Genomic DNA, 12,904 nt, shown 5'->3' on the forward strand with positions numbered 1-12,904 from the left:
ACGGAGTACTTTATGACACCCGCTCACTCAGAGCCGCGGACGATACTCGGCCTCAGAACGGATTTGGTCTGGGGTTTAATCGGCGTGCTGCTGTTTATCGTCGGCGACGGCGTTGAACAAGCCTGGATCTCCCCCTATCTGATCGAACGCGGGCTGAGCATGCCGCAAAGCGCCACGCTGATCGCCATCTACGGCATTGCCGTGGCGATCGGCGCGTGGCTGTCGGGCGTGATGGCCGAAGCGCTGGGGCCGCGTAAAACCATGCTGATCGGCGCGATGTTCTGGCTGGTCGGCCAGGTGCTGTTCCTGCTGGTGGCCCTGCCTACCATGAACTTCGCCATTATCGTGCCGACCTACTGTATCCGCGGCCTCGGCTACCCGCTGTTCTGCTACTCATTCCTGGTCTGGGTGACCTACCGCAACCCGGCCAAAACCCTGGCGACCGCCGTCGGCTGGTTCTATCTGGCGTTTACCGGCGGGCTGTATATCGTCGCCAACTTCTACGCCTCGCTGATGATCCCGGTACTCGGCCACGTCGGCGTACTGTGGAGCGCCATTGTCTGGGCGCTGGCCGGTACGGCGATCGTTCTGATGTGCGTAAAAGGCACGGTGCGGGAACGCACGACGGTCGGTGAACAGCTGGCGATCCTGCTCAGCGGCATCTCGATTATCAAGGAAAACCCCCGCGTCGGCGTCGGCGGTCTGGTCAGGCTGATCAACACCACCTCCCAGTTTGCGTTGCCGGTCTTTTTCCCGATTTACCTCTCGCTGCACGGTTTTACCACCGAACAGTGGTTAAAGGTCTGGGCGCTGACCTTTACGGTCAACATCGCCTTTAACCTGATCTGGGGCGTGGTGGGCGACCGCATTGGCTGGGGCCGCACCGTACAGATCTTCGGCGGCTTCGGCTGCGCCTGCACCATGATTTTCATGGCCTATGCGCCTATCTGGTTCAGCGGCAACTATATGGCCATGCTGCTGATGGGCTGTCTGTACGGCGCGCTGATTGCCGGCTTCTGCCCGCTCACCGCGCTGGTGCCTTCGCTGGAGCCGGAAAGAAAAGGCGCGGCGATGTCGGTGCTGAACCTCGGCGCCGGGTTGTCCAGCTTTGTTGGCCCGCTGCTGGTGGCGCTGCTGTTCACCACCGTCGGCGCCAAAGGGGTGCTGTTTGTCTTCGCCGGGCTGTATATCGTCAGCATTTTCCTGACCAGTTTTGTCGCCCGGGATGAAAAGGCACGCTTTGCCGTTCCGAAAACCTTATCAACAACGCAGTCCGCATACAGCGCCAAACGCTAGGAGAATATTCGATGGTGACCAAAGATTTCGCTCAACAGTTATTCAGCCTGCAGGGACGCACCGCCTTTGTGACCGGCGCCGGCAGCGGCATCGGCCAGACTATCGCCTATGGCCTGGCCAGCGCCGGCGCTAACGTCGCCTGTTTCGACCTGCGTGAAGACGGCGGCCTGGCAGAGACCGTGCGGCATATTCACGCCATCGGCGGTCACGCCGTCGCCTTTACCGGCGACGTACGCGATCCCGATGCGCTGCGCAGCGCCATCGCCGGCGTAAAGTCACAGTATGGCCGCCTTGACGTGGCGGTGAACGCCGCCGGGATCGCCAACGCCAACCCGGCGCTGGAGATGGAAACCGAGCAGTGGCAGCGGGTGATCGATATCAACCTGACCGGCGTCTGGCATGCCTGCAAAGCCGAAGCGGAACTGATGGCCGCCGGCGGCGGCGGTTCCATCATCAATATCGCCTCGATGTCCGGCGTTATCGTCAACCGCGGTCTGGAGCAGGCGCACTACAACTGCGCCAAAGCCGGCGTTATCCACCTCAGCAAAAGCCTGGCCATGGAGTGGACGACGAAAAATATCCGCGTTAACAGCATCAGCCCCGGCTATACCGCCACGCCGATGAACACCCGGCCGGAAATGGTGCATCAGACGCAGGCGTTTGAAAGCCAGACGCCGATGCAGCGTATGGCGCGCGTGGAAGAGATGGCCGGCCCGGCCATTTTCCTGGCCAGCGACGCCGCCTCATTCTGCACCGGTGTCGATCTGCTGGTCGACGGCGGCTTTGTCTGCTGGTAATTCACCGCAGGCAAAGACCGCCCGGTTGTCCCGCTAACCTTAACCGCAGCCTCTGGCTGCGGTTTTTTTATGTCATGGCGCACTTATTCTTCACGCCCCGCATAATTGCCGCGCCCCGCGTCAAACAGAACGCAACCTTCTGTTATTCAATAAATTTAAATAAAAAATAATTTTTCCTGTAAGAAATCCGCGCCCGCTGCGACTAACTCCTCAGAAGCCATCCTGCTTCTGCCAACACAACGATCCGTTTTACAACCATGAGGAAGAAATAATGAAAAAGCCAACTACAACCGCACTGCTGGCGCTGGCGTTAGGCAGCGTGCTGACCACCGCAAGCACCGCAGCCATGGCGGCTGAAGGAAGCAATATGGAGAAATGCTACGGCGTATCACTGAAGGGCAAAAATGACTGTAAAGCGGGCGCCGGCACCACCTGCGCCGGCACGGCCAAAACCGATTACCAGGGTAACGCCTGGAAGCTGGTGCCCACCGGCAGCTGCGTAAAAATGAAATCGCCGACGTCATCGACCGGCTTTGGTCAATTGGACGCGTTTAAAGAGATGTAAGCCGCCCTCACCGCCCATCACCAGGAGCAACAGCGATGACTACGTCAGTTCATACCCCGCCTGCCGTCACCCGTGATGCGCCTGGCTATAACATGATGGGCGGTCTCCCGCCGCGGGCCGGCATCGGTCTCAAGCCAGAGCACTTCGGCCAGATCCTGCAGGAGCGGCCCGACGTCGGTTTTTTTGAAATTCATGCGGAAAATTATCTGGTGGCCGGCGGCCCTTTTCATCAGGCCCTGAGCGCCATCCGTCAAAGCTACCCGCTGTCCATTCACGGCGTGGGGATGTCTATCGGCGCAGAAGCGCCGCTCGACCGCAGCCACCTGCAACGCGTCGCCGCTCTGGTGGAACGCTATCAGCCGCAGATGTTCTCCGAACATCTGGCCTGGTCGACGCATAACGGCTTTTTTCTCAACGATCTGCTGCCGCTGCCTTATACCGAGGCCACGCTGACGCGGGTCTGCGCGCATATCGATCAGGTGCAAAATGCGCTGCGGCGGCCGATCTTGCTGGAGAACCCGGCCACCTATGTCGAGTTCGCCGACTCTACCCTGAGTGAAACCGCCTTTATCAGCGAGATGGTAAAACGCAGCGGCTGCGGCCTGCTGCTGGACGTCAACAACCTCTACGTCAGCGGCGTCAACCACCACCGCGATCCGCTGACCATGCTGTACGAGCTGCCGCTGCACCGGGTGGGGGAAATACACCTGGCGGGCCATGCGGAAAACCAGGACGCCGCCGGCGACCGTTTACTGATTGATTCCCACGACGGCCGCGTCGCCGCACCGGTCTGGCAGCTGTATCGTGCCGCGCTGGCGGCGACCGGCAACGTCGCGACGCTGATCGAATGGGACAGCAACCTGCCGCCGCTGGCGGTGCTGCTGGATGAGGCGCGTCAGGCGGAAGCGTTGATGACGGCGGAGGTGAAAGATGCAACGCGCACTGTATCAGGCGCTGCTTGACGGCAACGGCGCCGTGCCCCAGGGGCTCACCACCTGGAACGGCAGCGATCCGGCCCGGCGCTTTGCCGTTTACCGCAACAACGTGATGGCCTCGCTGATTAGCGCACTGGCGGAAAACTGCCCGGTGCTGGTACAGCAGGTTGGCGACGGCTTCTTCCGCGCCATGGCGGCCGAATTTATCCGCCGGCACCCGCCGACCTCGCCGGTGCTGGTTGACTATGGCACGGCGTTGCCCGCCTGGCTGGCCGGCTTCCCGCCGCTGGCTGACTGGCCGTGGCTGGCGGATCTGGCACAGCTCGAACTGCTGTGTATCGAGTCTCTGCACGCGGCTGATGCGATGCCGGACAACGCCGGGCAGCCCACGCTATCCGCCGACAGCGTCCTGCGTCTGCATCCTTCGCTGCGGCTGTTTGGCTCGCCGTTTGCCGTGTTCAGCCTGTGGGCTGCGCACCAGCAGGATCAGGCGCCGGCGGAGCTGGATCCCTGCCGTGCCGAACAGGTTTTACTGTTTCGCCATCAGGATGACGTGCGTCTGATCGCGATCGGCGCGGCGGAGCTGCGCTTTCTCCACGCGCTGCGGACGCGGAAATCCCTGGCGCAGGCGCTGACGGCAGCGCTCGCGGAGGACACCGCGTTTGCCGTCCAACCGGCCTTACAACGACTACACCATTACGGCCTGATCCTTTGCGTATCCGGCCGGCAGGAGAAATAACATGGCATTACTGCAAACGCTGGCGGCGAAGGGCCAGAAAGTTGTCCGGGAAAGCCTGCTCGGCCTGCTGGCGCGCATCGCGCTGGCCGCCACGTTCTGGCTGTCGGGGCAGAGTAAGGTTGAAGGGCTGACGATCGATATCCTGGGCGGAGAGCCGCTGCGGTTGGGGATACCGCACCTGAGCAGCGGCGCGCTGGCGCTGTTCGCCACCGAATACCAACTGCCGCTGCTGCCGCCGGCCATAGCGGCAACCCTGGCCGCCGTGGCGGAGCATCTCTTTCCGTTACTGCTGCTGCTCGGTCTGGCGACACGCTTTTCCGCGCTGGCACTGTGGGTGATGACGCTGGTGATCCAGATCTTCGTCTATCCGGATGCCTGGCCGGTTCACAGCATGTGGATGAGCGTGCAAATTTATCTGATGAGCTACGGCGGCGGCAAGCTGGCGCTCGACAGCCTGCTGTGCCGGCGCCGGGTACCGCGCTCTAACGTTTAGGCGACCGATCTTTGCCCTGGGCGAAAGCCGAAGTGATGCTACGCAAATCGACCAACTGCGTCTGAAAGTTACGGCAGCCGGAGCAAAACAGCAGATGGAAGCGCAGCGCCGCACGCTGCGCAAACGGCAGCGGCGCATCCTGAGCCTGAGACATCAGGCGGGTCGCACGGTGGCAGTTAAGCATGTTCGCCTCCTTCACGGCTAAACCAACGCTGTGATAAACACTCCCGCAGGCGCATACGCGCCCGCCACAGCACGACGTTAAGATTGGTGACCGACAGCGCCATCTCGCGGCAGATCTCCTGCGTCTCCAGGCCGATAAATTCGCGCATCATAAAAGCCCTAGCATTCTTGGCCGGCACCTGCGTCAGGCAAAGCTCAAAGATTTGCCAAAACTGCGCCTGTTCGCAGGACTCGTCCGGCTGATGCCAGCGCTGAGGCCGTTCACCAGCCGGCCAGTGCCCCTGCGCGTCAAACAGCGCCTCAAAGTTTTGCTGATCTTCCTCACCTGCGGATGTCACCTCCGCCTGGCGGTAACGCATACGCAGCATATCGGCAATTTTATGGCGTAAAATCGCAAACACCCAACTTTTCCACGCCGCCCTGCCGGCAAAAGAACCCGCATTTTTCATGGCCCCTTCAAAGGCTTCCTGCACAACATCCTCCGCCTGATGAAAATCATTCAGCTGCAGTCGGGCAAATTGCAGCATCTGCTGCTGTAATTCAGCAACAAACTGAGGATCGGTTAACGGGCTATGCGAATTCGGCATAAGGCTCTGCAACAGCTGACGGATTGATTGACTATTATAATAAAACTCCCTGCCCAAATCGCTCAATAAAACATAAATATTGTTCCCTTTTTTCTCCAGGCGGACGCTGCCCCTCAGCCGTGCCGAGCGGGACGCACCCTATTATTATAAATAGCCGTGTATGCAGAGAAAAATTAATTAAACCAACAACAATATTAAAAAAGCCATTTTATGCCACATTAAACACGCCAATAAAAAATACAATAAAAAACCTGAAAACAGGCATGGATATTGGCGATGACTAATTTACACATTATCACAACAAATGGTGATAATATGAAACCCCGTGACACATTCTGTAATAACAACGGAAATTATCACCTGGTAAAAATGAATATCCGGCGAAACTTGCAATTATCCGCACGGGTATATTAGAGTAGCGCCCCCGAATAATCCCCAACCTGACGTTGTTACGTTAGTTTTATGTTCTTATTTTACATCAGGACAACAAATACGATAAATATCATGCAACCCTTTTGAGGAAAATATGACCTCCCGAATATCTTCAACCACACCACCGAATGAGCACCTCCCTCTCAACAATAAGTCGCCGGAATTGACCGTTGACGATATTACTATTGTTGATAGTGATATGCTCAAACGAGCCGTCGGCGCAGCCGCGCTGGGCAATGCCATGGAATGGTTTGATTTTGGCGTTTACAGCTACCTGGCGTTAGTCATCGGTAAAGTATTTTTCCCCAACGCCAGTACGGCGGCACAGTTGATCGCCTCCTTCGGCACCTTCGCCGCCGCCTTCCTGATCCGCCCGATCGGCGGCATTGTGTTTGGCAGGATGGGCGACCGGATTGGCCGGCAAAAAGTCCTGGCCATCACCATGATCATGATGGCTATCGGCACCTGCTGCATCGGCCTTATCCCCAGCTACGCCTCCATCGGCATTCTGGCCCCTGTGCTGCTGCTGTTGGCTCGCCTGCTGCAGGGCTTCTCCACCGGCGGTGAATACTCCGGCGCCGCCACCTTTATCGCCGAATACTCGACGGATAAACGCCGCGGCTTTATGGGCAGTTTCCTGGAGTTCGGCACCATCGGCGGCTATCTGCTCGGCGCCAGCCTGGTGACCATCCTTACCTCCACGCTCTCTGAACAGGTGATGCTGGACTGGGGCTGGCGCATACCGTTCTTTATCGCCGCGCCTATGGGGTTAATCGGCTTTTACTTCCGTCTGAAACTGGAAGAGACGCCGGCCTTTCAGCAGCATATGGCGCAGCAGGAGGCGCTGGAGCACAGCAAGCCGCGCCTCAGCCTGCTGCAGATGCTGAAGAAGTACCGTTCTTCGATCCTGAAGTGCGTGGGGCTGGTGCTGCTGTTTAACGTGTCCAACTATATGCTGACCTCCTATATGCCAAGCTACCTCAGCGGCATTCTGGGGCTGGGGCAGCTTAGCAGCCTGCTGCTGGTGATGGTGATCATGTTCGTCATGATGCCGCTGACGCTGTTCTGGGGTTACACCACCGATCGCATCGGCCGTCGTCCGGTTATCGCGCTGGGCGCCGCCGGGCTGATTCTGCTCTCTATCCCGGCCTTTATGCTGCTGGCTTCCGGCAATCTGGTGGCGGTGTTTGGCGGCCTGGTCATCCTGGGCGTGCTGCACTCTTGCTTCAGCGGCACCATGCCGGCCACGCTGCCCGCGCTGTTCGTCACCGACGTACGCTACAGCGCGCTGGCCATCGGCTTTAACCTGTCGGTTTCGCTGTTCGGCGGCACCACGCCGCTCATCACCGCCTGGCTGGTAGATACCACCGGCAACATCATGATGCCGGCCTACTATATGATGGGCGCCGGAGTTATCGGCATTATTACCGTGCTGACGCTGCGCGAAACGGCCAAAAAGCCGCTGCGCGGTTCCCCGCCGACGGTGGCCAGCAGTAAGGAAGCCCATAATCTGGTGAAAAAACTGCGGCTGCGGCGCAAGGCGCAGCGCCAGTCTGAAGCCAGCGCGTCCTGAACGGCGGCTGACCGCTTCCGAGGCTAAAAAAGGCCGCCGATGAACATCGGCGGCCTTTTTATTTCAACCCGGCGGATTATCATGGTAAATCGTGTGGTTACTGCTACAATGCCCGCCGTTTTGGAGGAAGAGATGGTTATTAATCCGCGATTAAAACGAGCGCTTATCGCTTGATCCGGCAGTGTTGGTGAACGGAAACACTGCCACAGACAACACGTTCCGTGGCCTTTTCAATGTATTAATCGAGAAGTCCCATGTTAGAGAAACACTGGTCAAAGACCGAACTTTTACACCAGACGGTGACCAACCCGAATATTATCGTCAAAGGCAGCCACAGTTATTACAGCGACTGCTGGGACAACGGCTTTGAGCGCGATGTGGTGCGCTATCTGCACGGCGACGCCTACAGCCAGCAATGGGAACCGCTGGGCAAGATAGACCGCCTGCTGATTGGCAACTTTGTCTGTATTGCCGCAGAAGCGGTGATTCTGATGGGGGGCAACCACACCCACCGCACCGACTGGCTGAGCCTCTACCCGTTTATGGCGAGCATCCAGGCGTCTTACCAGTCCAGAGGCGATACGCAGCTCGGCGACGGCTGCTGGATTGGCATGCGCGCCATGCTGATGCCCGGCGTCACCATTGGCGAAGGGGCGATCGTCGCCGCCGGCAGCGTGGTAACCGGCGACGTTGCGCCTTACACCGTGGTGGGCGGCAACCCGGCCCGGCCGATCAAGCGGCGTTTTTCTGCCGAGACCATCGCGCGCCTGCTGGCGCTGCGTATTTACGATCTCCCGGAAGAAAAGATCGTCAACATCCAGCCCTGGCTGGCGAGCGATGATATCGCCGCGTTAGAGCTGGCGGTGGCTAACCTCACCGCCGCCGTTGATTAACCCTGCGGGTATCAGCGTCCGATAAAAAAATGCAGGCCTCCGGGCCTGCATTGCTATCATCACGGTAGGTCTTACGCCGCACGCGCTCTACCACTGGAACTCCATCAGCCGGCACTTGATCACCAGTTCCTGGGTATTATTCACATTCAGACGTCGCATTACGTTGCGTTTATACACGCTGACGGCACGGTTCTCAATACAGCACTCCTGCGCTACACGCCATGTCGGCAGCCCTTTCAGCAGCAGTTTAATCGTCTTTCTCGCCCCGGCGGAAAATGCCTGCGTATCATGGTGGCGATATTCGCACCGCATATTTCTGTCCGCCTTGCGGCGGATGACAAACCTGAAGCGCTCTTTGATTTCTTCAACGGGCAGTGAGACATGGATAAAAACCATTTCTCCAATGCTGGGGATACCGGACAGTAGGCGATAATGCCGCTCATCGCCAATCACGATATTCTCTGCATTTTTCTTCATCCGCTTGATATAGGATAAAACATCCTGAAATCCGGTCATCACCCAGATATCAGGCAGCGCCCGCGCCGCGCCGGCCTCTTCCTTCAGTACCCCTTCCAGCAACAGGCCAAGGCTATAAATATAATAGTTATCATTACCGTGGAGAGGAAAAGTTGCATGAGGGGCCTGATAAATTGCGCCCGTTTCTTCCGTTAAACAAATATCCATTGACTATTACCATAACCACTAGCGATATCGGCAAACATCGCTCACCAGTAAAACTGCGCGCTGGCTTTGTTAATTTAATCCTGCCGACTGATGCACTCGCGACTTTATTTTATCACGTAATAACAACCAGGCAACATTATTCCCAGAGGTGATTGGCGTTACCGCAGCAGCGTGAGATTCAGCATAAAAGAAAATAAAAATCAACGTTCGCTGTCATCAGCACCCGGACTGCGGATAGAGAAGAGAGGCTAAAATATAAGTATCATTATTGATTTCCCTTAGCTTAACCACGACACCCTGAAGTTAAACGACTGTGTGGATTTATTCCTTTCAGATCCTTCTGGAAATAATACTGTGCAAAAAAATAACGATCAACTTTAACGATCGATAAATTAAAAACGATTGATAAAACCAATGGAAATACAAATCAATTATTCGCCACACGATCGTTCAAGCCTATCAACAATGAGATAATTCCATAAGACATATCGAAATAATCATATGGAAAAACATATTAATTGATAAAAAATTACTGGTAAATCATATCGTTCACAAAAAACATAACCGTCTCATAAAACAAGAAAACATATAGCACTTTTTGCCAAAGAAATAATTATAAATGGATAATGGCAGCGTGAAAAAAACCTCATTCCCATAGCGTTCCTCCGCTATTAAATAGGATTTATCTAAATAATTACCCGCGAATGATCTTAACAATTACACCGCGCAATATATAAGTGAATCACGCCCCCAAATGATAGTGTGAGGCAGGCGAAAGCGTTCGATCGCATAGCGTTAAGCCACCAGCTCCGCACGACTGCCCGCCGCATAGCTCTTTCTGAACTGTCCCCGCCGGCCTCATCTCCGATACTGGCCCACAGTGTGTACGTTCAACCCTTTAAGGAGAAACAGCATGACGGCAACATTTCCTCTGCAAAACAAGGTCGCCTTTATTCAGGGCGGTTCACGCGGCATCGCGCCGCTATCGCGCTGCGTCTGGCGCGCGACGGTGCGGCAGTAGCGCTGACCTACGTCTCCTCCGCCGATAAGGCCAACGCCGTGGTGGACACCATTACCGCCGCCGGCGGCAAGGCGCTGGCCATCAAGGCCGACAGCGCCGACGCCGAGGCGCTGCGCCAGGCGGTGCAGCAGGCGGTGCAGCACTTTGGCCGGCTGGATATTCTGGTGAACAACGCCGGGGTGTTTGCCATGGGCGGCATCGAAGAGCTGACGCTGGACGATCTGGACCGCACGCTGGCGGTTAACGTGCGCAGCGTCTTCATCGCCAGCCAGGAAGCGGCGCGCCATATGAACGACGGCGGCCGCATTATCCATATCGGCAGCACCAACGCCGAACGTATGCCGTTTGGCGGCGGCGCGGCGTATGCCATGAGTAAATCCGCGCTGGTCGGCCTGACCAAAGGTATGGCGCGCGACCTCGGCCCACGCGGTATTACCGTCAATAACGTGCAGCCCGGCCCGGTGGATACGGATATGAACCCGGACGACGGCGAGTTCGCCGAACAGCTGAAGCAGTTGATGGCCATCAACCGCTACGGCAAGGATGAAGAGATCGCCAGCTTTGTCGCCTACCTGGCCGGCCCGGAAGCCGGCTATATCACCGGCGCCAGCCTGACCATCGACGGCGGCTTCGCGGCGTAACGGTCATACACAGCGGCTCGCCCGGGCCGCTGTGCTCCGCCGGTCCATCTTGCGGAAAATGCCCTTTTCTCCTTCTATTGTGCGCAAATCAGCAAAAATCTTTTCGCCCGCCGCCGGCTTATCTTTTTTGTGACCGATGTCATACTTTCGCCCCTTTCCCCTCTTTCCGCGCTTTGGCAGCGGCTAACGGAGTTGTTACATGAAAATTAATTATCCCCTGCTGGCGCTGGCGGTGGGCGCGTTCGGCATCGGCACCACCGAATTCTCGCCGATGGGGTTGCTGCCGGTGATTGCCGAAGGCGTGGACGTCTCGATTCCCAAAGCGGGGATGCTGATCAGCGCCTACGCCATCGGCGTGATGATCGGCGCGCCGCTGATGACCCTGCTGCTATCTCACCGGGCGCGCAGAAACGCGCTGATGTTCCTGATGGCGATTTTTACCCTGGGTAACGTGCTGTCGAGCATTGCGCCGGATTACACCACGCTGCTGCTGTCGCGCATCATCACCAGCATGAACCACGGCGCGTTCTTCGGCCTCGGCTCGGTGGTCGCCGCCAGCGTGGTTGCCAAAGAAAAACGCGCCAGCGCCGTCGCCACCATGTTTATGGGGCTGACCATCGCCAATATCGGCGGCGTGCCGGCCGCCACCTGGCTCGGCGCCACCATCGGCTGGCGCATGTCGTTTCTTGCCTCCGCGGGGCTGGGGGTGATCGCCATGCTGGGCCTGTGGTTCTCATTACCGAAGGGAGAAGCGGGCGAACGCCCTGACGTGAAGCGTGAACTGTCGGTGCTGATGCGCCCGCAGGTGCTGAGCGCCCTGCTGACCACCGTGCTGGGCGCCGGGGCGATGTTTACCCTCTACACCTACATTGCGCCGGTGCTGCACACGCTGACCGCCGCTACGCCGACGTTCGTCACCCTGATGCTGATGCTGACCGGCGTGGGCTTCTCGATCGGCAACTACCTCGGCGGCAAATTCGCCGACCGTTCGGAAAGTAATACGCTGACAGGTTTTCTGCTGCTGTTGCTGACCGTCATGCTGCTGATGCCGCTGCTGGCGCGCAGCGAGATCGGCGCGGCGCTGGGCATGGTTATCTGGGGCATCGCCACCTTCGGCGTAGTGCCGCCGCTGCAGATGCGCGTGATGCGTGTCGCCAGCGAAGCGCCCGGCCTCTCCTCGTCGGTCAATATCGGCGCATTTAACCTCGGCAACGCCTTGGGCGCGGCCGCCGGCGGCGCCGTCGTCTCCAGCGGGCTGGGCTACGCTTTTGTGCCGGTGACGGGCGCAATCATCGCCGCTCTGGCGCTGTTCGTGGTGCTGCTGAACCGCCGGACGCGGGACGCAGTGGCGTATTCCAACGGCTAAGCGCGTTAAAAAAAGCAGAAGGGGTTGCCCCTTCTGCTTTTTCTTGCCGGTTACCACTGCGCCTTCATCAGGGCGCTTTTTATCGCCAACTCCTGCGTGCTGTGCACGTTAAGTCGCTGCATCACACTTCTTTTATACAGGCTGACCGTCTTTGCCTGAATGCCACACTCGTGGGCGATATCATGCGGGGGACAGCCTTGCAGCAACAGCCCGATGATTTTTCTGGTTCTGGCGGAAAATGCCTCAACGCCGATCTGCCGATATTCGCCGAGTCTCATACAGCAAGGCCGGCGGCGCAGAATAGACTTAAAACAGCGCGCCATTTCAGCTACTGCGAGCGAGGCATCAATAAAACATACCCAACGAATACCGGGAATACCGCACAGCAGGCGATAATAACATTTGTCGCCAATCACCACGCTGCCAGAATTCTCCTGCAACTTTCGGATGCAGCCAAAAAATATCCCTGACCTCGCTGATAGCCCAGATATTCTGGCATCCACGCTTCCAGATCAGGCTCTTTAATAAATAACCCTGTCAGCAGCGCATTAAGGGCATAAATATAATGGCGATCGTTACCGTTCAGGGGAAAATAACGGGATGAGGCTGGTTATTATTCACCTACGAATTTGTTAACAGCGTATCCATCGGCAATTTCCATCAGCATTGGCAGTCTGTGCAATACACCGTGCATCCGTC

General features: G+C 57.5%; 13 protein-coding genes and 1 pseudogene. 10 read left to right on the forward strand and 4 right to left on the reverse strand.

The features are described from left to right. Positions 1-12: 12 nt before the first annotated feature. The 6 genes from CLM71_RS19970 (at position 13) to CLM71_RS19995 (ending at position 4,825) form a co-directional block, all read left to right on the forward strand. Entirely contained in the window at positions 13-1,296 is a 1,284-nt protein-coding gene (locus CLM71_RS19970) for an MFS transporter (RefSeq protein ID WP_105232544.1), read from the forward strand. An 11-nt stretch (positions 1,297-1,307) separates the two neighbouring features. Continuing rightward, positions 1,308-2,093, forward strand: coding sequence for an SDR family oxidoreductase (locus tag CLM71_RS19975; protein ID WP_105232545.1), 786 nt, complete (start codon positions 1,308-1,310; stop codon positions 2,091-2,093). Between the two features lie 271 nt (positions 2,094-2,364). Continuing rightward, complete coding sequence (locus CLM71_RS19980; RefSeq protein WP_105232546.1) at positions 2,365-2,658, forward strand: DUF2282 domain-containing protein; 294 nt, start codon at positions 2,365-2,367, stop codon at positions 2,656-2,658. Between the two features lie 35 nt (positions 2,659-2,693). After that, positions 2,694-3,620 (forward strand): DUF692 domain-containing protein, encoded by a 927-nt coding sequence (locus tag CLM71_RS19985; RefSeq protein ID WP_197710670.1) that lies wholly within the window; start codon positions 2,694-2,696, stop codon positions 3,618-3,620. After that, positions 3,589-4,332, forward strand: a complete 744-nt coding sequence (locus tag CLM71_RS19990) for a DUF2063 domain-containing protein (RefSeq protein ID WP_105232547.1) — start codon at positions 3,589-3,591, stop codon at positions 4,330-4,332. The genes CLM71_RS19985 and CLM71_RS19990 overlap by 32 nt, the downstream gene beginning before the upstream one ends. A gap of 1 nt (position 4,333) precedes the next feature. After that, positions 4,334-4,825, forward strand: coding sequence for a DoxX family membrane protein (locus CLM71_RS19995; RefSeq protein WP_105232548.1), 492 nt, complete (start codon positions 4,334-4,336; stop codon positions 4,823-4,825). Here CLM71_RS19995 and CLM71_RS20000 read toward each other — a convergent pair. Both CLM71_RS20000 and CLM71_RS20005 read right to left on the reverse strand, forming a co-directional pair. Next, positions 4,815-5,009: a zf-HC2 domain-containing protein gene (locus CLM71_RS20000; protein WP_105232549.1), complete on the reverse strand. Its 195-nt coding sequence runs from the start codon at positions 5,007-5,009 to the stop codon at positions 4,815-4,817. The genes CLM71_RS19995 and CLM71_RS20000 overlap by 11 nt on opposite strands. Next, positions 5,002-5,595, reverse strand: coding sequence for an RNA polymerase factor sigma-70 (locus tag CLM71_RS20005; RefSeq protein WP_105232550.1), 594 nt, complete (start codon positions 5,593-5,595; stop codon positions 5,002-5,004). Before CLM71_RS20005 ends, CLM71_RS20000 begins: the two co-directional genes overlap by 8 nt. 526 nt (positions 5,596-6,121) lie before the next feature. Here CLM71_RS20005 and proP point away from each other — a divergent pair. Both proP and CLM71_RS20015 read left to right on the forward strand, forming a co-directional pair. Then, complete coding sequence (gene proP, locus CLM71_RS20010) at positions 6,122-7,600, forward strand: glycine betaine/L-proline transporter ProP (protein ID WP_172606250.1); 1,479 nt, start codon at positions 6,122-6,124, stop codon at positions 7,598-7,600. 254 nt (positions 7,601-7,854) lie between these two features. Beyond that, complete coding sequence (locus CLM71_RS20015; protein ID WP_105232552.1) at positions 7,855-8,493, forward strand: CatB-related O-acetyltransferase; 639 nt, start codon at positions 7,855-7,857, stop codon at positions 8,491-8,493. An 87-nt stretch (positions 8,494-8,580) separates the two neighbouring features. On the opposite strand, the gene CLM71_RS20020 is transcribed toward CLM71_RS20015, so the two are convergent. After that, positions 8,581-9,177 (reverse strand): LuxR C-terminal-related transcriptional regulator, encoded by a 597-nt coding sequence (locus CLM71_RS20020; RefSeq protein WP_105232553.1) that lies wholly within the window; start codon positions 9,175-9,177, stop codon positions 8,581-8,583. A gap of 913 nt (positions 9,178-10,090) precedes the next feature. On the opposite strand from CLM71_RS20020, the pseudogene CLM71_RS20025 reads away from it, so the two are divergent. Continuing rightward, positions 10,091-10,839 (forward strand): annotated as a pseudogene (locus CLM71_RS20025) (3-oxoacyl-ACP reductase family protein). Between the two features lie 199 nt (positions 10,840-11,038). Beyond that, entirely contained in the window at positions 11,039-12,205 is a 1,167-nt protein-coding gene (locus CLM71_RS20030; RefSeq protein ID WP_105232554.1) for an MFS transporter, read from the forward strand. Between the two features lie 50 nt (positions 12,206-12,255). On the opposite strand, the gene CLM71_RS20035 is transcribed toward CLM71_RS20030, so the two are convergent. After that, positions 12,256-12,708 (reverse strand): LuxR C-terminal-related transcriptional regulator, encoded by a 453-nt coding sequence (locus CLM71_RS20035; protein WP_158684838.1) that lies wholly within the window; start codon positions 12,706-12,708, stop codon positions 12,256-12,258. Positions 12,709-12,904: the final 196 nt, after the last annotated feature.

This window comes from Serratia sp. MYb239, from assembly GCF_002966855.1.
GTDB lineage: Bacteria > Pseudomonadota > Gammaproteobacteria > Enterobacterales > Enterobacteriaceae > Serratia_B > Serratia_B rhizosphaerae.

What these genes read in the sequence shown, in the direction of transcription:
- CLM71_RS20030 (WP_105232554.1), top strand. Translation starts at nt 11,039, where the DNA reads ATGAAAATTAATTATCCCCTGCTGGCGCTGGCGGTGGGCGCGTTCGGC.
- CLM71_RS20015 (WP_105232552.1), top strand. Translation starts at nt 7,855, where the DNA reads ATGTTAGAGAAACACTGGTCAAAGACCGAACTTTTACACCAGACGGTG.
- CLM71_RS20005 (WP_105232550.1), bottom strand. Translation starts at nt 5,595, where the DNA reads ATGCCGAATTCGCATAGCCCGTTAACCGATCCTCAGTTTGTTGCTGAA.
- CLM71_RS19985 (WP_197710670.1), top strand. Translation starts at nt 2,694, where the DNA reads ATGACTACGTCAGTTCATACCCCGCCTGCCGTCACCCGTGATGCGCCT.
- CLM71_RS19970 (WP_105232544.1), top strand. Translation starts at nt 13, where the DNA reads ATGACACCCGCTCACTCAGAGCCGCGGACGATACTCGGCCTCAGAACG.
- CLM71_RS19990 (WP_105232547.1), top strand. Translation starts at nt 3,589, where the DNA reads ATGCAACGCGCACTGTATCAGGCGCTGCTTGACGGCAACGGCGCCGTG.
- CLM71_RS19995 (WP_105232548.1), top strand. Translation starts at nt 4,334, where the DNA reads ATGGCATTACTGCAAACGCTGGCGGCGAAGGGCCAGAAAGTTGTCCGG.
- CLM71_RS20000 (WP_105232549.1), bottom strand. Translation starts at nt 5,009, where the DNA reads ATGCTTAACTGCCACCGTGCGACCCGCCTGATGTCTCAGGCTCAGGAT.
- CLM71_RS20020 (WP_105232553.1), bottom strand. Translation starts at nt 9,177, where the DNA reads ATGGATATTTGTTTAACGGAAGAAACGGGCGCAATTTATCAGGCCCCT.
- CLM71_RS19980 (WP_105232546.1), top strand. Translation starts at nt 2,365, where the DNA reads ATGAAAAAGCCAACTACAACCGCACTGCTGGCGCTGGCGTTAGGCAGC.
- proP (WP_172606250.1), top strand. Translation starts at nt 6,122, where the DNA reads ATGACCTCCCGAATATCTTCAACCACACCACCGAATGAGCACCTCCCT.
- CLM71_RS19975 (WP_105232545.1), top strand. Translation starts at nt 1,308, where the DNA reads ATGGTGACCAAAGATTTCGCTCAACAGTTATTCAGCCTGCAGGGACGC.